This window comes from Achromobacter pestifer (genome assembly GCF_013267355.1).
Classification (GTDB): Bacteria; Pseudomonadota; Gammaproteobacteria; order Burkholderiales; family Burkholderiaceae_B; genus Achromobacter; species Achromobacter pestifer_A.
In genome coordinates, this window is record NZ_CP053985.1 from 4809502 (window position 1) to 4833411 (window position 23910).

Genomic DNA, 23910 nt, shown 5'->3' on the forward strand with positions numbered 1-23910 from the left:
CATGGGCGATCCGCCTGGCGCCGCCATCACCACATTTTGCAGGTCGTGCCGTTGTTGACGAGATCGCCGCCGACGACGATGCCTTTCTCGTCGACGTGGAGCATGGTGTAGCAGCTGGCGACGCCGGTGCGGCGCTGGTAGAGGGTGCCCGTGTTGTTGCCGAAGCCGTAGCTGACGCCGCCCGGCGGGGGGACATAGAAGGTGCCGACGGCCTCGTCCCACGAGACTTCGCCGGAGGTCTGCCACATGTAGACCAATTGCCCGATCGGTAGGTCTTCACTGGCGTACACGCGATCGGGGACGCCCCACTCGGTCACGATGTCGTTGACCGGCTTGCCCTTGTGGCGCAGCATCGCCACGTCCCAGGTGGTGCAGGCGCTCAGCATGGCGCCGCACAGGCAGACTAGCAGGGCCTTGAGAAAACTGAATCGCACTTTTTTTTCCTTGTTCAGATGCTTGACAGGTGCCCTACGCGCCGCATGATGCCAGCAGGTCGCCGACATGGAAAGTGGGGGGTGTGGCGCGTATTCCACATCCCGCATGGGCCAGAATCCGTCCCAACGGAAAACGCCCCATTGCTGGGGCGTCTCTTGGGTACTTGATGTTTTACATCTTGTCACGCATGCGAGGGCGCTGGATCCGACGGACGCTGATCTGGTCCGGACCTCACTTGTTCATGATGTTGCCCAACTTCTTGATGACCTCACGCTCGGTATCCGCGCTGGCCTGGGCGGCCTTGGTGTAGGTCACGGTATCCATGTACTGCGGCGATACGCCGGACTGGCGCAGCAGGGCCAGGAAGGCGTCGTCCTTGAGCGTGTCGCGGAAGGCGCCGTCGAGTTTGGCGATGACGGCCGGGTCCATGCCCTTGGGGCCGGCGATGCCGAACGGCGAGGTGTGGACCACGGGATAGCCGGCTTCCTTCAGGGTGGGGACGTCCGGCAGGTCGGGCGAGCGCTTGTCGCCCAGCGACGCAAGGATGCGGACCTTGCCCGAGGCCACGTAGGGCAGGATGGTGCTGGCGCCGACCAGAACCTGGATATGGCCGCCCAGCATGGCGGTGAGCGCGTCGGCGTCGCCCTTGTAAGGCACATGGGTCCACTTGGCCTGGGCGGCTTCGCCCAGCTGCACCATGGCGATGTGCTGGCTGCTGTAGGCGCCCGGCGTGCCGTAGGAAATCGCGTCGGGCTTGGACTTGGCATAGGCGACCAGGTCGTCCAGCGTCTTCCAGGGCGAGTCCGCGGCGACCGCGACGTAGTAGTTGTAGCCGGCGATCATCGAGATGTAGGTCAAGTCCTTGACCGGGTCGTAGCGCGTGCCGGTGATGTGCGGCATGCGGAAGATGCCGATGGGCACCATGGTGACCGTATAGCCGTCGGCTGCGGTGTTGAGCATCTGGGTGGCGCCCAGGGTGCCGTTGGCGCCGGTCTTGTTTTCGACCACCACGGTCTGGCCGAGGCGCTTGCCGGACTGCTCGGCCAGGGCGCGGCCGACCACGTCGGTGACCCCGCCGGCGGAGTAGGGGATGATCAGGCGGATCGGGTGGTTGGGGAAGTCCTGCGCCAGCGCCGGGGCGCTGCCTGCGCTGGCCAGGACCATCATGCCTGCTGCCAAGATCTTCTTCATGTCATTCCTCCTTTGTGTGCCGCCGGCTCGCCGGCCGGCTCCAGGTCTAGCGGGATGCCTGGTATTGAACGTCAATCGATGATGCGCGCGCGGCAGGAACCGAAGCCGATGCGCTGGAAACCCTCGCGGCTGCAATGGGCCGTCAGGGTGATTTCGTCTCCGGCCTCCAGGAACAGCCGGGTTTCGCCCGAGGGCAGGGTAATGGGCTGCGTGCCGCCGTGCGTCAGTTCGAGCAGGCTGCCGTGGCCGCTGTCGTCGGGCGCGGAGATGGTGCCCGAGCCCAGCAGGTCGCCCGGACGCAGGTTGCAGCCGCCCAGCGTGTGCTGCGCAACCATCTGCGCGGGCGTCCAGTACAGGTGGCGCGCGTCGGATGCCGACAACTGCCGCGGCGCCTGCGCGCGTTCGCGCATGAGCGGCGTGGACAGCCATGCTTGCAACGCGATCGCCAGCCCGCCGGTGGCCGCGTCCTCCGCGTTGCGCAGGTAGGGCAGCAGTTCGGGGTCGGCGTCGCCGCGCGGCATCGCGGCGCGGCGGAACGGGGCCAGCGCCTCGCTGGTCACGAGCCAGGGCGAAACCGTGGACGCGAAATTCTTGCCCTGGAACGGTCCCAGCGGCTGGTATTCCCAGGCCTGGATGTCGCGGGCGGACCAGTCGTTCAGCAGGCCGTAGCCGGCTACGTGGCCGGCCGCGAGTTCCAGTGGCACCGGCTCCCCGAGCGCATTGCCGGGGCCGATCCAGATTGCCAGTTCCAGTTCGAAGTCCAGTTGCGCCGAGGGCCGGAAGGCTGGGGTGTCGACGCCGGCCGCGGTCCTGACCTGGCCGCGCGGCCGCCGCACGGGCGTGTCGGACGCGCAGATGGAGGAGGCGCGGCCATGGTAGGCGATGGGTACGTGCCTGTAGTTCGGCATCAGCGGGTTGTTGGGCCGGAACAGCTTGCCCACGTGGGTCGCGTGATGGATGCCGGCATAGAAATCGGTGTAGTCGCCCACGTCCGCGGGCAGCAGCAGCTCGCATTGGGACTGAGGATGCAGCAGGCGATCGGCCTGCGCCGCGTGCCGCGCGTTGTCCGGGTGCGTGGCGTCCAGCAGCGCGAACAAGGCATGCCGCACGGATTTGCGGGCCGCGGCGGGCAAGGCCATCCAATCGTTGAGGCGTCGCGCCGACAGGGCCTGGCGCGAGGCAGGATCCAGCCCGTCCAGCAGGCCCAGCTCCAGGGCGGCCCGGACATCCAGCACGTGCTCGCCGATGGCGACGCCGACCCGTGGCGCGCCGCCATCGCGGCGGAACACGCCCATCGGCAGGTTCTGCACCGGAAAATCCGGATGGCCGTCGGCTCCGTCGACCCAGCTCTTGGCGGTGGGCGCGTGGGTGTGGTCCAGCATCTTGTACTCCTCGCGGGCATTATCGGTATTGCCGCGCGCCGCTGCCCGGCCGGCGCGCATAGTCAATTGAGGCCGTCGTTGCGGTTTCAGGCTGCAGTCGTGCCGCCGTCCATGGCCCAGGCCACGCCGCGGACTTCGTCGGCGTCGGCTGAGCAGAAGAATTCGCACAGGCCGGCAATCTGCTCCAGTGTGACGAACTTGCCCGAAGGCTGACGCAGGCCCAGCAGCTGGTTGGTGGCCGCGGCATTGTCCAGGCCTTCGCGCTCGGCCAGCGCGTCGATCTGCTTCTGCACCAGCGGCGTGTGCACCCAGCCAGGGCAGATGGCATTGCAGGTGATGGCAGTCTGCGCGGTTTCCAGCGCCACGGATTTGGTCAGGCCGATCAAGCCATGCTTGGTGGCGTTGTAGCCGGTCTTGCCAGCGCGGCCGCGCAAGCCGCTGATGGACGCCATGTTGACGATGCGGCCCCAGTTGCGGGCGCGCATGGCAGGCAGCGCGGTGCGTATGGTGTGGAAACTGGCCGACAGGTTGACCGCGATCATGTCGTCCCACTTGTCGACCGGGAAGGCTTCGATCTGGCTGACGTGCTGGATGCCGGCATTGTTGACCAGGATGTCCAGTGCGCCGTAAACGTGGTTCAGCTCGGCCATCATGGCCTCGATCTGGGCTGGCTTGCGCAGGTCGCAGGGCTGGAAACGGGCCGGCACGCCATAGGTATCGCGGAATTCGGCGCAGAGCGCATCGGCCGCGGCGGCGTCGGCCAGGCCGTTGAGCACCAGGGTCGCGCCGGAGCGCGCCAGGCGCCGCGCCACCGCCAGGCCGATGCCGCTGGTCGAACCGGTTACCAGGGCTACCCGCCCCGAAAGATCAGCCATGCTTGTCTCCACGCTGTGTCGTTATGGGATGCGTGGCAGGTTAGGGCGTGGCGATTGAGTCGTCCAATTTATTATCGATGGATGATTTATATTCATGGAATATAAATAGTCGACACTCCCAAAGCCGCTCATGGAATTGCGCCACCTGCAAAGCTTCATGGTCCTTGCCACGGAACTGAACTTCACGCGGGCCGCCTTGCGCCTGCACATCGCCCAACCGCCCTTGAGTCAGCGCATCCGCGAACTCGAAGACGAACTGGGCGTGAAGCTGTTCGACCGCAGCACGCGCAAGGTGGCGCTGACGGTGGCGGGCCGCGTGTTCCTGGACAGCATCCAGCCGATGTTCCGGCAGCTCGACGGCGCCGTGGAGGCCTGCCGCAAGGCCGGCCGGGGCGAGACCGGCAGCCTGCGGCTGGGCTACACCGGACGCGCCAGCCATGTGCGCCTGCCGGGGCTGGTGCGCGATTGCCGGCGCCATTACAGCGATATCGCGTTGGACATCCAGGGTCCGCTGCCCACCGGGGAATTGCGGCTGAAATTGTTGGACGGCACGCTGGATGCAGCCTTGTGTTTTCTGCCGCTGGAAGGCAAGCACATCGTGTCGCACGAGTTCATGCTCAGCGAGTTTTCCATTGCGCTGGCCGACGCGCATCCGCTGGCCGCCAAGGCCGAATTGCGCGTCGCGGATCTGGCACAAGAGCCGTTCATCGCCTATCCCTCGGGCAAGGGCTTCCACTTGCGCGGCGCCATGGATGCGATCTGCCTGGAGGCGGGTTTCCTGCCGCGCGTGCTGCGGGAAACGGAAGCGTCCCAGACCCTGCTGTGCCTGGTTGCGGCCGGCACCGGCGTGGCCATCATTCCGCGCGACATCGAATCCTTCAACATGGAGGGCGTGGTGTTTCGCCCGCTGCCTGCGGACGCGCCCAAGCTGCAGCACGGCATCGCCTGGCTGGAGACCAACCAGAATCCGGCCTTGGGGCGGCTGCTGGCGCTGTGCGGCGTCGGGGCGGAGACGGTGTGAGGGAGACGGTGCGCGCTTGCCCCTGCCCATCCGCAGACGGCACAATCGCAACGCGCGGCCCTGTTCATACCGCCGGAGTCCTATGTCCATGCAGCATCTTCCCGTCCCGGCCACGCTGGACGCCAGCGAGCGCATCACCATCACCAGCGGCGAGCACCAAGCCGAGTTCGCGCCGGGCGGCGGCGGCCGCCTGACCCGGCTGTCCACCGGCGCTCATGAATGGATCGTGCCCCTGACCGACACGCAGTGGCCCGCCGGGCGTTGGCCGCGGGCGGGCTCGTATCCGTTGGCGCCGTACTCCAACCGCATTCGCGATGGCGTGTTCACCTTCAACGGCGCCAGGCACGCCTTGCAGTCCGTGCCCGGCCGGCCCCATGCGATCCACGGCGCGGGCTTGCATCAACCGTGGCGCGTGCGCAGCCAGGGCGCGGACAGCGTCGACCTGGTGCTGGAGCAGCCCGCCGGCGTGCTGGGCTGGCCCTGGCCGTTCGAATGCGTGCAGCGCTACCAACTGGATGCGCGCGGCCTGAGCGTGGCGCTTGCCATCGTCAATCTTGGCGATACGCCCATGCCCTGCGGCCTGGGCCTGCATCCCTATTTCACGGCCGAGCGCGTCACGCTGCATGCGCGCCGCGAGTGGGCGGCGGACGCCGACGGATTGCCCGCCGGCAGCAAGACCGTCCACGTGCGCGAGCTGCGGCGCTCGGCCAGCGGCTGCGATACCTACCTGTCGCAGTGGGAAGGACGGGCCACTCTGCATTGGCCCGATGGGCACCAGCTGTCGCTGCACGCCGATCCGGCGTTTGCGCACCTGGTGGTCTACACGGCGGGCGGATCGGAATTCCTTTGCGTCGAGCCGGTCACCAATGTGGCGGACGCGTTCAACCTCGCGGCGGGCGGCGAAGCCCGCAGCGGCATGCGGGTGCTTGAGCCCGGGGCGCGCTTTACCGCGACCGCATTGTTCGGCTTGGAGCCGCCCCGACCGGCGCGTTCCTGATGCCTGCAAGCGGCGCTTTGAAAGCGCCCCTGCCTGCGGCGATAATCCGGGCAAACCAAGTTCAGGAGTCCTCCAATGAAAAAGCTCAGCACCGAACAATTGCAGGCTGCGGCCGAGACGCTGCGCCGCGTGCAGGCGAGGCTGGCCCGCGCCGGCAACCTGCCGCTTGAGCCCACGCTCTACGCCTGCGCGCAAGGATTCCGCCGCAACGTACCCGACTATCTGTGGTCGTGGCTGTCCGGCTTGCTTGCGCCGCACAAGAGCCTGGGCGCGTGGATGGACGCGCACCAGCCGGGCTGGCGCGCGGGCAAGACGCCTGCCGCGGTGGTTTACGCGCGCAGTGAAAATGGCTGGCTGGAGTGGTTGATCGCCGAGCTGGAAGCCGAGATCAATGATCCCCACGCCCGCGCCAAGCGGGAAGGGCGCGCTTGAAAGAACGCGCCTGACGCGCATCCGGCCGGGGCCGGATGCCGGTTCGATATGTCAGGCCCGCTCGGCGCGCGAACGGCGTAGCAGCAGGAACAGCAGTTCCAGCACGGCGGCCGCCAGCAGGGCGGCCAACACCGAACCCAGCACTTGCGAGTCCCACAGGCGTGGCGGCCCCACGCGGAACTGCACGGTGTCGAAGACCAGCCCGGCCGTGATGCCGGCGACGATGGCGGCCTTCCATCCTTGCAAAGGGGCCAGCCGCAGCATCAGCAGGGTGAAGGCCACCATCCCCCAGAGCACGGGTTCAAGCGCCTGATTGAGAATGTGGTCGAGCAGAAGAGACTCCCGATGGCATTGCGCATGCGTTTGCGCGCAGTCGAGTTTGTACTGCTTTCTGCTTGCAATTGCGAGATGCCTCGCCGCCGGGCGCGGCGAGGCATCGCGATTGGACCCTAGAACCCTTCCAGCACGATCTTGCCCTGCGCCTTGCCGCTTTCGATGAAGGCGTGCGCGCGACGCAGGTTTTCGGCATTGATCTTGCCGTAGTGCGCGCCCAGCGTGGTGCGCAGCGTGCCTTCGTCGATCAGGCGGGCGGCCTGGTTCAGCAACTCGTGCTGCGCGATCATGTCGGGCGTGCCGTGCAGCGGACGCGCGAACATGAACTCCCAATGCAGCGACGCCGACTTGGACTTGAGCAGGCGCACGTCGATGGCGGAGGGATCGTCGATCAGGGCGATCTTGCCTTGCGGCGCAATCGCTTCGGCCATCTGCGCGAAATGCTGGTCGGTCTGGGTCAGGCCGGCGATGTGGCTGACGTGCTCGAAGCCGATGCGCTTGAGCTCGGCGGCCAGCGGCCGGCTGTGGTCGATGACGTGATGCGCGCCCAGATCGCGCACCCAGGCCTGGGTTTCCGGACGCGAGGCGGTGCCGATCACCGTCAGGCCGGTCAGTTGGCGCGCCAGCTGCACCAGGATGGAACCTACGCCGCCCGCGGCGCCGATGACCAGCAGGCTGCCCTGGCTGGGGGCGGCGTTGTCCAGCACGCGCAGCCGGTCGAACAGCAGCTCCCACGCGGTGATGGTGGTCAGCGGCAGCGCCGCGGCCTGCGCGTAGTCCAGGCTTGCGGGCATGCGGCCAACGATGCGCTCGTCCACCGCATGTAGCTCGCTGTTGGCGCCGGGTCGGTTCAGCGCGCCTGCATACCAGACGCGGTCGCCGGGCTTGAACAGGCTGGTCTTTGCACCCACTGCCCGCACGATGCCGGCGGCATCCCAGCCTATGACCTCGGGCTGGCCGTCCTTGGGCTTGCGGTTGGCGCGGATCTTCACGTCCACCGGATTCACCGAGATGGCGCGGACCTCGACCAGCAGGTCGTGGCCGCCCGGGACGGGGTCGGCCAGGGTGATGTCCTGCAGTGCCTCGGGGTGGTCGGCGGGCAGGTTCTTGAAAAAGGCGATGGCTTTCATGGTTGCGTGCCGGGCTCAGATGATGGAACGCACCACGCCGCCGTCCACGCGCAGCGCCGCGCCGTTGGTGGCCGAGGCTTGCGTCGAGCAGGTGTAGACGACCATGTTGGCCACTTCTTCCACGGTCGCCAGGCGCCGCAGCAGCGAAGTGGGCCGGTGCTGGGCGATGAAGTCGCGTTCCATCTGGTCCTGCGTCACGCCTTGCTCCTTGGCCATTTCGGCGAAGAAGTCCGATACGCCTTCCGAGCGCGTGGGGCCGGGCAGCACGGCGTTGACGGTGACGCCGGTGCCGGCGGTCAGTTCGGCCAGCCCGCGCGACACGCCCAGCAAGGCGGTCTTGCTGACGCCGTAGTGGATCATCTCGGCGGGGATCTGCACCGCGGATTCGCTGGAAATGAACACGATGCGGCCCCAGCCGGCGGCCAGCATGCGCGGCAGGTAGTAGCGCGACAGGCGCACGCCGCTCATGACGTTGGTGTCCAGCATGTACTGCCAGTCGTCGTCCGTGATTTCGGTGAAGGACTTGGGCGCGAAGTAGCCGGCGTTGTTGATCAGAATGTCGACGTCGGGGTGGGCGGCCGAGATCGAGGCCGCGCCGTCGGCGGTGGTGAGATCGGCCTGCACCGTGCTCACGCGGGCGGCGGGAAACTGCTTGACGAGGGAGGCGGCGGCCTGCGCCAGCTTATCGGCGTTGCGGCCGTGGAGCACGACGTCGGCGCCGGCTTCGGCCAGGCCTGCGGCGATGGCCAGGCCGATGCCGCCGGACGATCCGGTGACCAGGGCCTTTTTGCCGTTCAGTTCGATTTTCATGGGGGTGACTCCTTGCGTGTCGGGGAATGGAGCCATGATTACCCAGTCCAAACCAGAGAAAAAGCGGCTAGCATCGCAGTCAGTTTCAATAATTTTTTGAAAATGAGGCCGGCATGGTGCGGTTCGAGGATCTGAGGATATTCATGGCAGCGGCGGACCAGGGCAGCTTTTCCGCCGCCGCACGTGAGCTGGACCTGACGCCCGCGGTCGCAAGCGCCGCGCTCAAGCGGCTGGAGCAGGCGCTCGAAGCGCGCCTGTTCGTACGCTCGACGCGCAGCCTGCGGCTGACCAGCGACGGCGAACGCTATCTGGAGCATGCCCGTGCGGCGCTGTCGGCGCTGGAAGCGGGCAAGAACGCCGTGGCGCGCAACAAGACAGAGATCTCCGGCACGTTGTCCTTGTCCATCCCGTCCGATCTGGGCCGCCATGTGCTGCTGCCGTGGCTGGATGAATTCCAGGAACGGCATCCACGGGTCAACTTCCAGGTGCGCATCAGCGATCGCCTGGCCGACCTGTACCGCCAGCCGGTGGATCTGGCGGTGCGTTATGGCACGCCGAACGACTCGGGGCTGGTGGCCCTGCCGCTGTCCGAGCACAACCGCCGCGTGGTGTGCGCCTCGCCCGCCTATCTTGCGCGTCATGGCGTGCCGCGGGCGCCCGAAGACCTGCGCCGCCACAACTGCCTGTCCTTCGTTCTGGGCGAAACCCTGCACGACCGCTGGGTCTTCAGGCACGAGGGCGCCGCCCTCACCATTCCGGTCAAGGGCGACCGCGTCGGCGATGATGGTGAACTGGTGCGCCGCTGGGCGCTGGCCGGCCATGGCCTGGCCTACAAGTCGCGCTTTGACGTGCTGGCCGACCTGCGGGCCGGCAGGCTCATCGAGGTCCTGGCCGACTACACCAGCGAGCCGTCGCCGCTGTATCTGCTGTGCGTGCACCGCATGCTGCTGTCGCCTGCGGTCAAGCGCCTGCGCGAGTTCCTGCACGAGCGCTTCAAGGCTTTCGAGGCGGGCTAGCCGCGGCGGGGCGGTTGCGACGAAACTCGTAACACCACTCCAGCGCCGTGGGCGTATGCTGTGTGTTCGAATGGATTGCCGGTCGCACGCGCCGGAACACCGCCGCCAGGCCGCCGATTCACGACTCACCCCCCTTAGCGGAGACGAGCTATGTCGAATCATGTCTACAAGCAAATCGAACTGGTGGGTTCATCCACCAAGTCCACCGACGACGCCATCTCCCAGGCCATCGCGCGTGCTTCCGAGACGCTGCGCAACCTGGACTGGTTCGAAGTCACCGAAGTGCGCGGCCACATCAAGGACGGCAAGGTGGCGTACTGGCAGGTCGGCATGAAGATAGGCATGCGGCTGGAAGGGAACGAATGAGTCCGCTTGCTGCTTCTTTCTTGAGCACGCCTTCCAAGTGATTGTCGGATAAGGACTTTTCCGGCTTGTTATCCGACTGTTCAGAGGCTTGTCCACATTCGGTGGGGACAAGCCTGCTTCCCTTTCGCCTGCCGTCCTCGTGGTCTGCCGTGGCATCGTGAACCTGCCGGCAGTGAGCGTTTCTTGAGCGGCCCCTTCAAGTGCTTGGCGCATAAGGCTTTTTGCATGCTGCCCTCATACTGTCCTCAGGCTTATCCACATTTGGCGGGGACAACCTTGGCGCTTCGATACGGCGTTTGAGCCATTTTTGACCACCCCTTGCAGGCGGTTGATATGCAAGGAAATTTCCGACCTGCCCTCATACTGTCCTCATGTTTTTCCACAGAACGCGGGGACAAATCCACATTTCGGCGCAACTGCCGCGCCAGTCCGCAGGTTCACTCTGATTTCGGTGGATAAGTGCGTCAAAAATCATCCAAAAGGATGATTGCGCATTTTTTGACCGCCCCTTGCAAGTACTTGGCAGGGCAGGGAATTTTCACTATGCCCCAAGGCTGTCCTCAACCTTCTCCACAGTTGGCGGGGATAAGTGTGAGGTGTAGTGTGAGCCCCCACGCCGCACTCGCTGCGCTCGCTTGCTGCCCCCCGAGGGGGCTGGCCCGCCTTGGGGCGGCCCGGCGGCGGGTCGGCGCTCTGGCGGATTGGATGCACCAGCGGCGACCGTCGCCGCTGCAAAAAAAAAGCCCCCCGACGTATCGGGGGGCTGGATCGCCCGGAGGTAGACGGGCGATCTCTGCCGGCCGGGAGGAGCCCGTGCCGGCAGCGGCGGCGATCAGGCGTTGAACTTCTTGATCCAGTCCACGTAGCGGTCCACCCAGCCTTGCAGGAACTTGCGGGTGCCTTCGTTGGTGATGTTGTACTGGTCGTCGACCAGGCCTTCCGTGAACTGCAGGAAGACCTCGGGCGTGGTCAGGGCGTTGGCGCCTTCGGCGGCCATGATGTTGCGCAGGTGCTGTTGCATCAGCGCGGTGCCGGCGGCGCTGGGCGAGGTGCCGACGATGCCGACGGCCTTGCCGGTCCAGGAGTTCTGGCCCCAGGGACGCGAGCCCCAATCGATGGCGTTCTTGATGGCGGCGGGCACGGAGCGGTTGTGCTCGGGCGAAACGAACAGGATGCCTTGCGCGTCGGCGATCTGCTGCTTGAGCTTGGCGGCGGGGGCCGGCAGGTTGTTCTCGTTGTCCTGGTTGTAGAGCGGCACGTCGCCCAGGCTCACGTATTCGAACTTGAAGTCCGCGGGCACCAGCTTTTCCAGCGCGCGGGCCAGCCGCAGGTTGAACGAGGCAGCGCGCAGGCTTCCGACGAAAACGGCAATCTTGTAGGTGCTCATGGGGCGCAGGCTCCAAGGGGTGGACGGGAATGTCAGTGTAGACCTGTAAGCAAGCCCGCTCAATCTCGATCGCGGATATGTTTATTCAGGATCATGACGCCCTGATGTCGGCCGCGCGCGGGCCGGTGCATCAGCTCATCAGGCTGACATGGGCAGCGACCACGCGCCATCCTTCAGGCGTGCGCATCCAGGTCTGGCTTTGCCGGCCGATGCGGTCGCTGCCGTCGCGCTGGAATTCCAGATTGGCCGTTGCGAAATCCTGGCCGTAGGTGGTGACGACCGTGAGCAACACGCGGCGGGCCAGGCCTTGCGGCGAACGCGCCGCGCGGAAGGCGCGGATGGCATCGTAGCCGTAGAGATTTTCGCCTGCGCCGTAGCGCAGCGTGTGAGGGCTGTTCCAGAAGAGCACATCCAGAACCTCCACCTGATTGTTCACCAGGGCGGTTTCGTAGCGGTCCAGGGCGGCTGTGACTTCCGCCACGACGTCGGGCAGATTGATATCCATGCTTGCTGCTCCAGTTGGCACCGTTGTGGTGCGAAATGTAGGGGTAATCACCAATGTGGTGTGTCCTGCGGTGCGGCGCATCCATCCCGAGAGCCGCGGTATTTCGGCCTCGTGGGGGAGCGCGGCACGGCAATCCTGGCATGCCGCTTGCTAGGGTTAATACTGCATAACAAGCTGCGCGCCGTTCCAGGAGTTCCGCCATGTCCCGTTCTACCGTTTCCGCCCCGGTCACCATGCTGGTCACCCGGCACATCGCGCCCGAGCGCTATGGCGATTTCCTGTCCTGGATGCGCCAGGGCGAAATCCTCGCGGCAGGTTTCCCGGGCTTTCTTGGATCTGGCGTGCTGCAGCCCGCGGAAGGCGGCGACCAGTACCAGATCGTCCTGCGCTTTGCCGATGCGGCCAGCCTCGGCCGTTGGGAAAATTCCCTGCCGCGCCGCATGTGGCTGGAACGCGGAGCGGCGCTGGTGCGCGCCAGCCACGAGCGGCGCGTCAGCGGCACGGACGACTGGTTTGCGCCCAGGACCAGCGCGCCGCCGCGCTGGAAGCAGGCCGTCAGCATCTGGCTGGCCTACTTCCCGGTGTTGCTTGTGTTCTCCGTCCTGGTCAGCGAACCCCTGAGCCTGCTGCCGGTATTCTGGCGCGTGCTGATCACCAGCGTAGCGCTGACGCCCGTCATGGTGTTCATCTGCATGCCATTGGTGGCGCGCATGCTGCATCGCTGGCTGCGCGCGGGCTGACGTGGGCATGCGCGGCCCTCTCAGGCCGCGCGCGCGCCACGGGAGGAATACAGCCGGTGCAGCGTGATCTTGCGCACCGCGGCCTGGCTGCCCTGGATATGCGCGTGCAGTAGCGCAACCGCGCGCGGCGCGTCGCCGGCCAGCGCCGCTTCCAGGATGGCCGCGTGCTCTTCATAGGTCTTGCCGATGCGCTCGGGCAGGGTGAAGTCCAGCCGCCGCACGATGCGGATGCGTTCGGTGGCGGCGCGATGCACGCGCGCGATCTCGGGGTTGCCGGCCGCGGCGACCAGATCGATGTGGAAGCGCTCGTCCAGATCCGCCAGCCGCTCGCAGTCGCTGGAGCGTTCGCTTGGGTCCACCAGCCAGACGTCGGCCAGCGGGCGCAGCGCGCGCTGGCGTTCGGCGGCGCTGGCCGACGCGCACAGCGCTTGCACCGCGGCCGCTTCCAGCACGCTGCGCAGCTCGTAGAAATGGTCCAGCGTGTTGAAGTCCAGCGGCTTGACCAGCCAGCCGTTGCGCTGGCGCACCTCCAGATAGCCTTCCCGCTCCAGGCGGAACAGGGCCTCGCGCACCGGCGTGCGGCTGACCTGCAGGCGGTCGGCGATCTCGGTTTCGGTGAAGCGGTCGCCCGGCGCCAGCCGGAAGTCCAGGATGTCCCGCTTCAGCGTGCCGTAGGCGGTGTCGGCCAGCGTGCGCGGTATGTCGATGATGGCGAAGGCGGTTCCCATGTCGTGGCCTCGGATCGGTGGTTCAAAGAGGGCGGGCGCGGGCAATGCCGGCCTGTTGCAGCGCCTGCGCCGCGCGCAGGCAATCGGCTTCGCGCCAGGGCGCGCCGATCAGCTGCACGCCCAGCGGCAGGTGGTCGTCCTGTCCGGCTTCGGGCCAGACCGGCGCGGCGCAGACCGGCAGGCCGATGCATGACAGCGGCTGCGTCAGGATGCCCATGCTGGCGCGGGCCGGCAGCCGCTGGCCGGCCAGCGTCAGCCAGTCCGAGCCGATGGGCGTGGCCGGCACCGGGGTGGCGGGGGCGATCAGCACGTCGTAGTGCTCGAACAGCGCCAGCGCTTCGCGATAGACGCGATGGCGGATGCGCTGCGCCTGCTGCGCCCAGGCCGCGGGCACGAGGCTGCCTGCGACCAGCCGGTCGCGCGACAGCGGTTCGTAGTAGTCGTAGTGTGTGACGAGCCTGCGGCGATGCAGGGCGCCGCCTTCCGCCGCGGTGATGACGAAGGCGGCGGCGCGCGCCTGGGCCGCGCCCTGCAGTTCGACCACGGCCGTGGCGTCCAGCGCGCGCGCCGCGATCTCGACGGCGCGGCGGGCCTGCGGTCCGGCCCATTCGGAAAAGTAGCCGCCCAGCACCGCCACCCGTAGTCCGCGCATGCCGCCGGCCAGCGCCGCCAGCGCGGGGTCGGCCGGGCGTTCGGCGCAGGCCACGTCGTCGGCGTCGGTGCCTTGCAGCGCGTCGTAGGCGGCGGCAAGGTCGCTGGCGCTGGCCGCGAACGGCCCCAGGTGGTCGAGGCTGCCGACGAACGGAAACGAGCCGGCGCGCGACAAGCGGCCGAAGGTGGGCTTCAGGCCGAACACGCCGCACAGCGAGGCGGGCACGCGGATCGAGCCGTTGGTGTCCGAGCCCAGCGTCAGCGGCACCAGGCCGCCCGCGACTGCGGCGGCACTGCCGCCGGACGAGCCGCCGGCGATGCGGGTGGTGTCGTGCGGGTTGCGGCAGGCGCCGTAGTGGCTGTTTTCCGTGGTGAAGCCATAAGCGTGCTCGTCCATGTTCAGCGCGCCGATCAGCACCGCGCCGGCCTCGCGCATGCGCTCGACCAGCCTGGCGTCGCGCCGCGCGGGCGGGTTGGAGGCGTTGACCCGCGCCCCGGCCAGGGTGACTTGGTCGGCGATGTCGAACAGGTTCTTGACCGCATAGGGCACGCCCGCCAGCGGCGGCAGCGCCTCGCCGCGGGCGCGGCGCGCGTCGATGGCCGCCGCTTCCTGCCGCGCCCGGCTTTCGGTGATGGCCGTGAAGCAGTTGTAGCCCGGGTCGCGCTCGCGCACGCGCGCCAGCGTGGCGTCCAGTACGGCCATGGCGCTGCGTTCGCCGGCGCGGACCTGGCGCGCGATATCCTGCGCGGGGCCGCTCACGGACGGAACACCGCGGCCGATTCCAGCTCCACGGCCAGCGGCTCATCGACGAAGCCGGCCGCGATGTCCTGGATGCGCGCGAATTGCTGCGTCACTTCGGCCACCGCCTGCTCGCGCAAGGCATAGCCAGCCAGCGCCAGGGCGCTGCGCACGTATTGGTCGATGGTTTCCTGGGTCATGGCGGACTCTCCGGTACGGGGGGGTTACTTGCGCACTTCGCGCTGGAAGATTTCCAGGCTGAGTTTCTTCATCTGGATGAAGCTGGGCTCGGACAGCGTTTCCACGGTGCGCGGACGCGCGTCGCGGTAGTCCAGGATCTCCGCGACCCGGGTCGGCCGCTTGGTCAGCAGCAGCACCTGGTCGGCCAGGTACACGGCTTCCTCCAGATCGTGCGACACCAGCAGCATGGTGGTGCCGGTCTGCATGAAGACCTCCTGCAGCTTTTCGCGGATGAACAGCGTCATTTCGAAATCCAGCGCGGAGAAGGGCTCGTCCAGGAACAGCACTTCCGGTCCCGGCGCCAGCGCCCGCATGATCGAGGCGGTCTGCTGCTGTCCGCCGGACAGTTCGTAGGGGTAGCGGTTCAGGTCGAACTTGACGTCGAACGAGGCCACCAGCTCTTCGACCCGCGCGTCCACCTCGGCCTTGCCGCGACCTTCCAGGCGCAGCGGATAGGCGATGTTGTCGATGGTGCGCAGCCACGGGAACATGGCTTCGCGGTAGTTCTGGAAGACGTAGCCGATCTTGGTCTGCGCCAGCGACTTGCCGTCGAACAGGATCTCGCCCGAGTCGATGGGAATCAGGCCGGCGATCATGTTGATCAGCGTGGACTTGCCGCAGCCGTTGGGGCCGAACACCGACACGATCTTGCCCTTGGGGATGTCGAGGTTGAAGTCCTCGTACAACGGCCAGCCGGCGAAGTACTTGGTCAGCCCGCGTATGGTGATGTGGGTGCCCAGCGGACCGGGCTCGAACGGAGCGGCGGCGGGGCCGGGGGCGATGGTGGGATTGAGGACGATGGACATCAGCGGCCGCTCCAGTGGACCACGCGCTTTTCCAGCACGAGAAAGAGAATGTTCAGCACATAGCCCAGCGCGCCGGCCGCGAGGATGGCCGCATACATGTCGCGCACGTTCAGCACCTGCTGCGCGTTGATGATGCGATTGCCCAGGCCGCTGTCGGAGCCGATGAACATTTCGGCCACGATCACGATGACCAGCGCCATCGACACGCCACTGCGCAGGCCCACGAAGGTGGATTGCAGGCTTTCCCAGATCAGCACGTCCTTGAAGATGCGCCAGCGCGACGCGCCCATGACGCGCGCCGCCATGACGCGCTGCTTGCGGGCGTTGATGACGCCGTAGGCGCTGTTGAACAGGATCACCAGCACCGCCGCGAAGGCGGCGATGGCGATCTTGTTCATGTCGGTGACGCCAAAGATCATCAGGAATAGCGGGATCAGCGCGGAAGAGGGCGTGGAGCGGAAGAAGTCCACCAGGAATTCGACGCTGCGGTAGGCCTTCTCGTTGCTGCCCAGCAGCACGCCCAGCGGCACGCCGATCACGCCGGCGATGACAAAGGCCTGCAGCGTGCGGTTCAGGGACGCCAGGAAGTCAGCCAGCAGCGGGCCGCCCGCCATGCCTTTGGCCAGCGCCGCGATCGCCGCGCTGGGCGTGGGCAGCAGCACGGGGCTGACCAATTGCAGGCGCACCACCAGGTCCCACACCACGAAGAGGGCCAGCGGACCGATCAGCGGCAGCAAGCGGGTCGCGTCGAATTTGCGCGCGGGGCGCGCCGAGCCGGTGGCGCCGGCCGCGGTCGTTGCAGTGGTTGCGGTCATGGATCAGCCCTTGTAGAGCATGGTCGAGACGTCGACCTTCTGGGCGAACACGCCCTTGTCGGTGAACAGGTCGAAGAACTTCTGGAAGTACTGGATGTCGCCGGGCGTGAACTCGTTGTAGAGTGTGTAGGCGGCCAGCGGCACTTCCTCGGTCATCGGCCCTTCGATGGCGGTGTAGCCCTTGAGGTAGGGGCGCGCCTCTGCGGGTTTGCTGCGGATCAGCTCGATGCCGCGAGCATAGGCGGCGATGAATTTCTTGCTTTCCTCGGGATGCTTCTTCAGGAACGCGGTGGTCAGGGACGCCGATCCGCCGAACCACGGCGCCATCGGATCGCCCAGCACGTATTTGGCGATGACGCCCGTTTCCAGCACGCGGGTCGTGCCGTTCAGCCTGCCCACCGTGCCGGTGGGCTCCAGCGTGTAGCAGGCATCCAACTGGCCGGCGGCCACCGCGGCGACGTGCTGGCTGATCGCCAGCTCGACCACGGTGGCCCCGGTTGCGCCGGCGCGCTCCAGCACTGCTTTGGCCAGCGTGGCGTTCTGGATGCCGGGTCCAGATCCGACCTTTTTCCCCTTGAGGTCTGCGATGGATTTGATGGGACTGTCTTTCGCGACGATGAACTCGTCCAGCACGTTCTTGGCGTTGCTGGGGTTGGACGCAAAAATCTTGAACAGGCCAGGCGAGGCGATCTCGCCGATGGCCAGATTGGCCGAGCCGGTGCCATTGGCGCTGCCGTCCGCACGGCCGGCTAGCATGGCTTCCATGACCTGCTGCGCGCCGGCGAATTTCAGCGGCTCGACGTTCAGGCCGGCCTCCTTGAAGTAGCCTTTTTCCAGCGCCGCATAGAACGGCAGGCCGGCCGCCACGGGCCAGAAGCCGATGCGGATCACCGGTCCCGATTGCGCTCGCGCCAGCGCCGGCGCGGCCAGCGTCGCGGCGCCCAGCGCGGCGCCCTGGATCAGGCGGCGGCGGGTGGCGTTGAAGGCGTGGGGCGCGTTGCGGTAGATCATGGGGAACTCCTGGTGTGCGAGGAAAGTGGCGCTTGTGGACAAGCTGGCATACCAGGCATCAAGCAAGAGTCGTGCCAACTTTCGGCGGCGAGGCCCGCGCCCCGGGAGCACGACGGGCCGGCCTCGCGCTGGTGCCGCTCCTGAACCACTTTGGTGCACGGCGCACCATAGAAGGGGACGCAACCCGCCTCGCGCCGCGCCCGGCGTTATGGCGGTAGCATGTGGGCGGACCGGAGCTAGCCGCTCCGGGGTTCTGGATCCTTGCGCCACGCCTTGCCGCGTCGTACCGAGATGAATACGCGTTTTGTCGAAGCCTTTCTGTGGTCGGCGCGCCTGGGCAGTTTCCGGGCGGCGAGCGACCGCCTGCACATCACCCAGGCCGCCGTGGCCAACCGCATCGCCTCGCTGGAAGAGGACATCGGCGCGCGCCTGTTCGAGCGCGACGCCAAGGAACTCAGGCTGACCGCCACCGGTACCCGGCTGCTGGACTACGGCGAGCGGCTGCTGGAGATCCGCCAGCAGATCCTGTCGCTGGGCAAGGGCGGCGACGAGGTCTTCGGCCTGGTGCGCATCGGCGCCATCGAAACCGTGGTGCACACCTGGCTGATCGGCTTCCTGACCAATCTGCGCTCCACCTATCCGGGCATCGAGGTCCAGCTCACGTCCGAAACCACGCGCGCGCTGCACCGGGGCTTGCGCGAAGGCACGCTGGACATCGCGCTGCAGACGGACCTGCTGAACGACAGCGGCATCATCAGCACCGCCTGCCTGCCCATGGAGATGGGCTGGGTCGGGCCGGCCGGCGACGAGGAGGCGCTGAGCGCGCAGCAACTGCTGAGCGAGCCGGTGCTGACCATGAGCCCGGGGTCGCAGCCGCACGAAGCGCTCAAGGCCCTGTACCGCGAAGTCGGCATGCCGCAAGGCAAGGTGCACTGCGTCAGCTCGATCTCCGCGCTGGCGCGGCTGGTGCGCAGCGGCTTCGGCCGGGCGCTGGTGCCGTTGCCTCCCATCTACGAGTACGTGGCGCGCGGCGAGGTGCAGATCATCCGCTGCGACATCCCCGTGCCGCCCCAGCTGCTGGTGGTGAGCTATCTGGAAAGCGCCGGGTCGGACGCGATCCGGCTGGTGGCCGAACTCGCCAGCCGCGCGTCGGACCAGTTCACGTCCTCGGTCGCTGCGCCGCGATTGGGTTCGGCGCAATAGTGTTATCCCTAGGGCGTCTTTCAGTAATTTTATTGCCGCGCAGAAGAATTACTCGTTTGTCCGCGGCCAGCCGGCCGGCTGAAGATGGAGCCTTCCGCAATCGAAGGAATTTCCTGTCTTCCGCCCATGAGCACGCACACCGAATCCTCCCCCCCGCCCCACGGCCTGCTGTTCGTCGCCACTGACGCCGACCCCGCCCACGAGGCCGATTTCAACCGCTGGTACGACCGCGAACATGTGGAAGAGCGCGTGCGCATCCCCGGCTTTCTCTCGGGGGCGCGCTATCTGTCGCGGGAGGGCGGCCGCAAGTATCTGGGCCTGTACCGCACCGAATCGCTGGCGGCTTTCACCACGGCCGACTACCGGGCCGCGTTCGAGCGCCAGACCGCGTGGTCGGTGACCAATCTGGACCGGATGCGAGATCCGATGCGCCGCGTCTGCGCCGTGCGCGCCGTGACCGGGTTCGGTTCCGGCAGCGAGCTCGTGGTCTTGCCGCTGGCGGCGACGAATGACAGTGAAGCAGTGGCGGCCCGGGCGCAAGTGCTGGGCGCTGAACTGGCGCAGGCGGACGGCTTTGTTCAGTCCTATCTGCTGGTGCCGGATGCGGCGCTCAGCACGCCGCTGCCGCGCGAATCCAACGAGAACCGCGTCCTGGCGCCGTTGTTCGTGGCGGAGGCGAGTTCCGCCGCTGCCGCGCGCGCGCTGCGCGACCAGGCTTGCCGTGCCTTCGATGCCGATCCGGCCAACGCCTGGTTGCTGCAACTGGGTTGGAAGCTGACGGCTGCCGACCTGCGCTGAGCCCAGCTCGGCTCGTAACTACACATCCAATTCAAGGGGAATTCCATGGCTGAAGAAACGCTGTACGGCGCCGCGGCCGTCAAGACCGCGGCCGCGCCCAACAAGATGCGCCGGCTGGCCCTGGCCAGTTCGGTCGGCACCACGCTGGAGTGGTACGACTTCACCATCTACAACCTGATGGCGGCGCTGGTCTTCAATTCCATCTTCTTTCCGTCCTTCGACCCGCTGACGGGCACTATCCTGGCCTTCTCCACGTATGCCGTGGGCTATGTGTCGCGGCCGCTGGGCGGCTTCGTCTTCGGCCATCTGGGCGACCGGCTGGGGCGCAAGTTCGTCCTGGTCGCCACGCTCGTCATCATGGGCGTGTCCACCGGCCTGATGGGGCTGTTGCCGACCTACGCGTCCTGGGGCGTGTGGGCGCCGGCGGCGCTGGTGGCCTTGCGCTTCGTGCAGGGCGTGGCCCTGGGCGGCGAATGGGCCGGCGCGGTACTGCTGTCGATGGAACACGGCAAGCCCGACCAGCGCGGGCGCAACGCCTCCTTCACGCAGATCGGTCCGTCCTGCGGCACGCTGATAGGCACGGGCTTCATCGCCGTGGTGTCGGCCTTCCTGAGCCCCGAGGACTTCCAGGCTTGGGGCTGGCGCGTGCCCTTCGTCTCCAGCGTGGCGCTGGTGCTGTTCGGCCTGTGGCTGCGCCGCGGCGTGGAGGAAACGCCCGTGTTCCTGGAAATGGAACAGAAGCGCGAAACCGCCGCCACGCCCATCAAGGACGTGCTGAGCCAATACTGGCGGCAGCTGTTGATCGCGGGCGGCTCGCGCATCGGCTCCGACGTGCTCTATGCGCTGGTGGTCGTGTTCACCCTGACCTACGTGACGACGGTGCTGCACTTGTCGCGGCCGATGGCCCTGACCGCCACCATGCTGGGCGCCGCCCTGAACGCGATTGCGGTGCCGTTGTGCGGGCATTTGTCCGACAAGATCGGCCGCCGTCCGGTGTACCTGGCGGGAGCGGTGCTGGGCATGATCTGGGCCTTCGTCTTCTTCGTGCTGATGGACACCGCGCATCCCATCGCCATCTGCGCGGCGGTCGTGGTGGGCCTGCTGATCCACGCGCTGATGTATGGCCCGCAGGCCGCCTTCGTCACCGAGCAGTTCCCGGGCCGCGTGCGCTATGCCGGTTCTTCCCTGGCCTACACGCTGGCCGGCATCGTCGGCGGCGGGTTCGCGCCGCTGATCATCGCCAGCCTGTTCAAGTCCTGGAATTCGACCTTCGCGATCTCGCTGTACGTGGCGGCGGCGCTGGTGGTGACGGCGGTGGCCGTGCTGGCCGCAAGGGAAACGGCCAAGGCCCCGTTGCAGCGCTGAGGCGCGGCGGGGCCGCTCATCGCCGCCCGGACCTGGCGCCGGGCGGCGATGCGCCGTTTCAGGCGATGCTGCGATTGGCCAGGGGCTCGTCCGCCAGCCAGCGCTTGAGATTGTCGGCGAACAGGGCGCGCACGCGCGCGGCGTTGCCGTCCGAGAACCCTGCGCTATGAGGCGTGACGATGACGTTGGGCAGGTCCCAGAGCGCGGAATCCGGTGGCAGCGGTTCCTGCTGGAACACGTCCAGGAAGGCGCCGCCCAGACGGCCGGCGCCCAGCGCCGCGATCAATTCGGGTTCGTCGATGACGTGGCCGCGGGCCACGTTGACCACCATCGCGTGGGCGGGCAGCGCGGCGAGCGCGTCGCGGCCGATCAGGTTGCGCGTGGCGGACGTGAGCGGGCAAGCCAGCACCAGCCAATCGGCGGCGGGCAGCAGGGACGGCAGCGCGCCGTAACCCACGGTGTGGCGGGCCTGCGGCACGGGCGCGCCACTATGGCGCGCGACCGATACCTCCAGGCCGAGCGCGCCCAACAGCGCGCCGATGCGCTGGCCGATGCCGCCCCATCCCACCACCACGGCATGCTGGCCGGCCAGATCCCTGGGCGTGCGCGCATCCAGCAGCGGACGCCAGGCGCGGTCGCGCTGGTCGGCGGCCAGCAGCGGCAGGCGGCGCGCCAGCGCCAGCACGCCGGCGATGGCGCTCTGCGCGACCACGGGGTCGCTGGCGCCTTGCGAGGTCGTGACCGCCACGCCGCGCGCGTGCAGGCTTTGGTAGATCTCGCGGTCGGCCCCGGCCGAGTGCACGTGCACCCAGCGCAGCGCCGGCGCGTCCCGCATGGCCTCGTAGTACAGCGCGGTCGACGGCTGGATCTCGAACTTGGTCGAATGGCCGGTGATGTCGCGCGAGACGAACGCGGCCTCGGCCATCATGGGCCGCCCCGCCACGGGATGGACCAGCGCATAGCGTCCCGCGGCCGGGCTGCGGTCCAGCGCCAGGCGCAGCGGCACGGCTTCGGCGGGCGAGCACAGGATGCGGATGCCGGAACCTTGCGTCATGGCGGCGGGTTCAATGCGCTTCGGGGGCAAACTTGCGTACCAGCAGCGCCCACTTGTCATGTTCGCGCTTGATGAAGTCGCCGAATTGGGCGGACGTGCCGCCTACCGGTTCGGCGCCTTCGCGCAGCATCTGTTCATTGAGCCCCGGCAATGCGGCGTTGACCTCGCGGTTGACGACGTCCACCACCTGCTGCGGCGTGCCCTTGGGCGCGAAGAAGCCGAACCAGGAGCCGGCGTCAAAGCCCGGGTAGCCGGATTCCGCGATGGTGGGCAGTTCGGGCAGGGTGGCGGAACGCTGCTTGGTGCTGACCGCCAGCGCGCGCAGCTTGCCGGAGCGGATATGGCCGATCACGGAAGGAATGGTGGCGAACATGAAGTCGATGCGCCCGGCCAGCAGGTCGTTGACCGCGTCCGCGCCCTTGTAGGGCACATGCGTGGCGTTGACGCCGAGTTCGTCCATCAGCATGTAGCTCGACAGGTGCGAAGACGTGCCCACGCCGGTGGAACTGTAATTGAGCTGGCGCGCGGTCTTGACGTACTTCAGGAAGCCCTGGATGTCCTTGGCGGGCGAAGAAGGCGGAACCACCAGCACATTGGGCACGGTGGCGATCTGCACCATGGGCACCAGATCGGTCAGCGGGCTGTAGGACAGCTTGTTCAGCGAGGGGTTGACGGCGATGGGCCCCACGGAATTGACGATCAGCGTATGGCCGTCGGCTGCCGCGCGCACGACGTATTCCGTGCCGATGTTGCCGCCCGCGCCCGGCTTGTTCTCGACCACGAAGGGCTGGCCCAGCTTCTGCGTCAGGGTATTGGTCACGCTGCGGGTCAGGGTGTCGGTGGTGCCGCCGGCGGAGAATGCCACGATGACCTTCACCGGCCGGTCGGGATAGTCCGCCGCCGCGGACGGCGCCGACGTACAGGCGCCAGTCAGCGCTGCGCAAGCGAGCAGGGCTCGTGCTGTGTTCATGATGTCTCCTCGCGTGGGCGTAGTGGTGTTTTCGATGGCGCCGTGCCGCCACGCCGGCCGGCGCCTGTTGAAGCGAAAAACTCAGTCGCGGTAGCCCGGGTCCTGCCGGTCCAGCTTGCGCAGCAGGGCGGGCCACTCCATCACCCCATAAGGCCGGCGCGTGCCGGGCTGGTAGTTGTTCCAGGTTTCCTGCAGCACGGGCGCGGCCACGGCCTGCAGCGGGGAACCCGTGGCCATGGCCGCAAGCTGCGAGCGGCAGGCCAGTTCCAGGCGGTGCATCCAGTTGAAGGCTTCGCCCACGCTGCGGCCCACGGTCAGGGCGCCGTGGTTGCGCAGGATGAGGGCTTCGCCCTGGCCCAGGTCGGCCAGCAGCGAAGCCTGTTCTTCGAGGCCGAGCACCACGCCCTGGTAGTCGTGATAGCCGATCTTCAGGAAGCGCATGGCGGTCTGGGTCAGCGGCAGCAGTCCACACTCCAGCGTGGACACGGCCATCGACGCCCAGCTGTGGGTATGGATCACGCAGTCCACTTCATGGCGGTGGGCGTGCACGGCGCTGTGGATGACATAGCCGGCCTTGTTGATGCCGTAGTCCAGCTCGCCGAACTCGGGGCGGGCCAGGATGGTGCCATCCAGATCCACCTTGATAAGGCTGGACGCCGTGATTTCCTCGTACATCATGCCGTAGGGGTTGATCAGGAAGGCATTGTCTTCGCCCGGCACGCGCGCCGAGATGTGATTGGCCATCATGTCGGCCATGCCGTAGATCTCGACCAGGCGGTAGCAGGCTGCCAGGTCGACGCGGGCGTTCCATTCCATCTCGGAGCAATGCGGGCGCATGGAGGCAATGCGCAGGCGTCCCCGGCCTTGGGTGTCTGTGGTCATCGGATTTCGTGCAGATCCATCGCCGCCG

The 23910-nt window shown here is 67.4% G+C and carries 27 protein-coding genes; 9 read left to right on the forward strand and 18 right to left on the reverse strand.

Going from position 1 to position 23910, the window contains the following annotated elements:
- Positions 1-26 precede the first annotated feature (26 nt).
- The 4 genes from FOC84_RS22860 to FOC84_RS22875 all read right to left on the reverse strand — a co-directional run bounded on the left by FOC84_RS22860 (position 27) and on the right by FOC84_RS22875 (position 3883).
- Positions 27-434, reverse strand: a complete 408-nt coding sequence (locus tag FOC84_RS22860) for a hypothetical protein (protein WP_173146452.1) — start codon at positions 432-434, stop codon at positions 27-29.
- A 232-nt stretch (positions 435-666) separates the two neighbouring features.
- Positions 667-1626 (reverse strand): Bug family tripartite tricarboxylate transporter substrate binding protein, encoded by a 960-nt coding sequence (locus tag FOC84_RS22865; RefSeq protein ID WP_173146453.1) that lies wholly within the window; start codon positions 1624-1626, stop codon positions 667-669.
- A gap of 71 nt (positions 1627-1697) precedes the next feature.
- Positions 1698-3008, reverse strand: coding sequence for a fumarylacetoacetase (fahA, locus tag FOC84_RS22870; protein ID WP_173146454.1), 1311 nt, complete (start codon positions 3006-3008; stop codon positions 1698-1700).
- Between the two features lie 86 nt (positions 3009-3094).
- Positions 3095-3883 carry a 3-hydroxybutyrate dehydrogenase gene (locus FOC84_RS22875; protein ID WP_173146455.1) on the reverse strand — a complete coding sequence of 263 codons (789 nt, stop codon included), beginning with the start codon at positions 3881-3883 and terminating at the stop codon, positions 3095-3097.
- A gap of 130 nt (positions 3884-4013) precedes the next feature.
- Between FOC84_RS22875 and FOC84_RS22880 the strand changes: the two genes are divergently transcribed.
- The 3 genes from FOC84_RS22880 (at position 4014) to FOC84_RS22890 (ending at position 6333) form a co-directional block, all read left to right on the forward strand.
- The gene (locus tag FOC84_RS22880) at positions 4014-4904 is read left to right on the forward strand and encodes a LysR substrate-binding domain-containing protein (protein ID WP_173146456.1); all 891 of its coding nucleotides are present in this window, start codon (positions 4014-4016) and stop codon (positions 4902-4904) included.
- 88 nt (positions 4905-4992) lie between these two features.
- On the forward strand, positions 4993-5901 hold the full coding sequence (locus FOC84_RS22885) for an aldose 1-epimerase (RefSeq protein ID WP_173146457.1): 909 nt from the start codon (positions 4993-4995) through the stop codon (positions 5899-5901).
- 75 nt (positions 5902-5976) lie between these two features.
- On the forward strand, positions 5977-6333 hold the full coding sequence (locus tag FOC84_RS22890) for a hypothetical protein (RefSeq protein ID WP_173146458.1): 357 nt from the start codon (positions 5977-5979) through the stop codon (positions 6331-6333).
- A gap of 51 nt (positions 6334-6384) precedes the next feature.
- On the opposite strand, the gene FOC84_RS22895 is transcribed toward FOC84_RS22890, so the two are convergent.
- The 3 genes from FOC84_RS22895 to FOC84_RS22905 all read right to left on the reverse strand — a co-directional run bounded on the left by FOC84_RS22895 (position 6385) and on the right by FOC84_RS22905 (position 8606).
- On the reverse strand, positions 6385-6618 hold the full coding sequence (locus tag FOC84_RS22895; RefSeq protein ID WP_173150353.1) for a hypothetical protein: 234 nt from the start codon (positions 6616-6618) through the stop codon (positions 6385-6387).
- Between the two features lie 164 nt (positions 6619-6782).
- The gene (locus FOC84_RS22900; protein ID WP_173146459.1) at positions 6783-7796 is read right to left on the reverse strand and encodes a zinc-binding alcohol dehydrogenase family protein; all 1014 of its coding nucleotides are present in this window, start codon (positions 7794-7796) and stop codon (positions 6783-6785) included.
- A 15-nt stretch (positions 7797-7811) separates the two neighbouring features.
- Complete coding sequence (locus FOC84_RS22905) at positions 7812-8606, reverse strand: SDR family NAD(P)-dependent oxidoreductase (RefSeq protein WP_173146460.1); 795 nt, start codon at positions 8604-8606, stop codon at positions 7812-7814.
- A gap of 113 nt (positions 8607-8719) precedes the next feature.
- Between FOC84_RS22905 and FOC84_RS22910 the strand changes: the two genes are divergently transcribed.
- Together FOC84_RS22910 and FOC84_RS22915 are read left to right on the forward strand one after the other, a co-directional pair.
- Positions 8720-9622: a LysR family transcriptional regulator gene (locus FOC84_RS22910; protein WP_173146461.1), complete on the forward strand. Its 903-nt coding sequence runs from the start codon at positions 8720-8722 to the stop codon at positions 9620-9622.
- Between the two features lie 150 nt (positions 9623-9772).
- Positions 9773-9988 carry a dodecin gene (locus FOC84_RS22915; protein WP_088141994.1) on the forward strand — a complete coding sequence of 72 codons (216 nt, stop codon included), beginning with the start codon at positions 9773-9775 and terminating at the stop codon, positions 9986-9988.
- Between the two features lie 832 nt (positions 9989-10820).
- Here FOC84_RS22915 and FOC84_RS22920 read toward each other — a convergent pair.
- Complete coding sequence (locus FOC84_RS22920) at positions 10821-11375, reverse strand: NADPH-dependent FMN reductase (RefSeq protein WP_173146462.1); 555 nt, start codon at positions 11373-11375, stop codon at positions 10821-10823.
- A 130-nt stretch (positions 11376-11505) separates the two neighbouring features.
- Complete coding sequence (hpxZ, locus tag FOC84_RS22925) at positions 11506-11880, reverse strand: oxalurate catabolism protein HpxZ (RefSeq protein WP_173146463.1); 375 nt, start codon at positions 11878-11880, stop codon at positions 11506-11508.
- Between the two features lie 200 nt (positions 11881-12080).
- Here hpxZ and FOC84_RS22930 point away from each other — a divergent pair, with 200 nt between their 5' ends.
- Complete coding sequence (locus tag FOC84_RS22930; RefSeq protein ID WP_173146464.1) at positions 12081-12620, forward strand: antibiotic biosynthesis monooxygenase; 540 nt, start codon at positions 12081-12083, stop codon at positions 12618-12620.
- Between the two features lie 20 nt (positions 12621-12640).
- On the opposite strand, the gene FOC84_RS22935 is transcribed toward FOC84_RS22930, so the two are convergent.
- From FOC84_RS22935 to FOC84_RS22960, 6 genes are read right to left on the reverse strand one after another with little or no spacing between them, the layout of a single operon-like run.
- Positions 12641-13348 carry a GntR family transcriptional regulator gene (locus FOC84_RS22935; protein WP_173146465.1) on the reverse strand — a complete coding sequence of 236 codons (708 nt, stop codon included), beginning with the start codon at positions 13346-13348 and terminating at the stop codon, positions 12641-12643.
- A gap of 22 nt (positions 13349-13370) precedes the next feature.
- Positions 13371-14759: an AtzE family amidohydrolase gene (locus tag FOC84_RS22940; RefSeq protein ID WP_173146466.1), complete on the reverse strand. Its 1389-nt coding sequence runs from the start codon at positions 14757-14759 to the stop codon at positions 13371-13373.
- Positions 14756-14938, reverse strand: a complete 183-nt coding sequence (locus FOC84_RS22945) for a DUF4089 domain-containing protein (RefSeq protein WP_173146467.1) — start codon at positions 14936-14938, stop codon at positions 14756-14758. Before FOC84_RS22945 ends, FOC84_RS22940 begins: the two co-directional genes overlap by 4 nt.
- 24 nt (positions 14939-14962) lie before the next feature.
- On the reverse strand, positions 14963-15784 hold the full coding sequence (locus FOC84_RS22950; protein WP_173146468.1) for an ABC transporter ATP-binding protein: 822 nt from the start codon (positions 15782-15784) through the stop codon (positions 14963-14965).
- On the reverse strand, positions 15784-16599 hold the full coding sequence (locus tag FOC84_RS22955) for an ABC transporter permease (RefSeq protein ID WP_173146469.1): 816 nt from the start codon (positions 16597-16599) through the stop codon (positions 15784-15786). Before FOC84_RS22955 ends, FOC84_RS22950 begins: the two co-directional genes overlap by 1 nt.
- Positions 16600-16602: 3 nt before the next feature.
- On the reverse strand, positions 16603-17610 hold the full coding sequence (locus FOC84_RS22960; protein WP_173146470.1) for an ABC transporter substrate-binding protein: 1008 nt from the start codon (positions 17608-17610) through the stop codon (positions 16603-16605).
- A 291-nt stretch (positions 17611-17901) separates the two neighbouring features.
- On the opposite strand from FOC84_RS22960, the gene FOC84_RS22965 reads away from it, so the two are divergent.
- From FOC84_RS22965 to FOC84_RS22975, 3 genes are all read left to right on the forward strand, one after another.
- Complete coding sequence (locus FOC84_RS22965) at positions 17902-18813, forward strand: LysR family transcriptional regulator (protein WP_173146471.1); 912 nt, start codon at positions 17902-17904, stop codon at positions 18811-18813.
- Between the two features lie 126 nt (positions 18814-18939).
- Positions 18940-19611, forward strand: a complete 672-nt coding sequence (locus tag FOC84_RS22970; RefSeq protein ID WP_173146472.1) for a DUF4286 family protein — start codon at positions 18940-18942, stop codon at positions 19609-19611.
- Positions 19612-19656: 45 nt separating this feature from the next.
- Positions 19657-20976 (forward strand): MFS transporter, encoded by a 1320-nt coding sequence (locus FOC84_RS22975; protein WP_173146473.1) that lies wholly within the window; start codon positions 19657-19659, stop codon positions 20974-20976.
- 58 nt (positions 20977-21034) lie between these two features.
- Here the strand turns inward: FOC84_RS22975 and FOC84_RS22980 are convergent, their stop codons facing one another.
- From FOC84_RS22980 to FOC84_RS22990, 3 genes are all read right to left on the reverse strand, one after another.
- A complete protein-coding gene (locus FOC84_RS22980) occupies positions 21035-22030 on the reverse strand; it encodes a D-2-hydroxyacid dehydrogenase (RefSeq protein WP_173146474.1) in 996 nt (331 codons plus the stop codon).
- Between the two features lie 10 nt (positions 22031-22040).
- Positions 22041-23000, reverse strand: coding sequence for a Bug family tripartite tricarboxylate transporter substrate binding protein (locus tag FOC84_RS22985; protein ID WP_173146475.1), 960 nt, complete (start codon positions 22998-23000; stop codon positions 22041-22043).
- An 81-nt stretch (positions 23001-23081) separates the two neighbouring features.
- Positions 23082-23882 carry a class II aldolase/adducin family protein gene (locus FOC84_RS22990; protein WP_173146476.1) on the reverse strand — a complete coding sequence of 267 codons (801 nt, stop codon included), beginning with the start codon at positions 23880-23882 and terminating at the stop codon, positions 23082-23084.
- Positions 23883-23910: the final 28 nt, after the last annotated feature.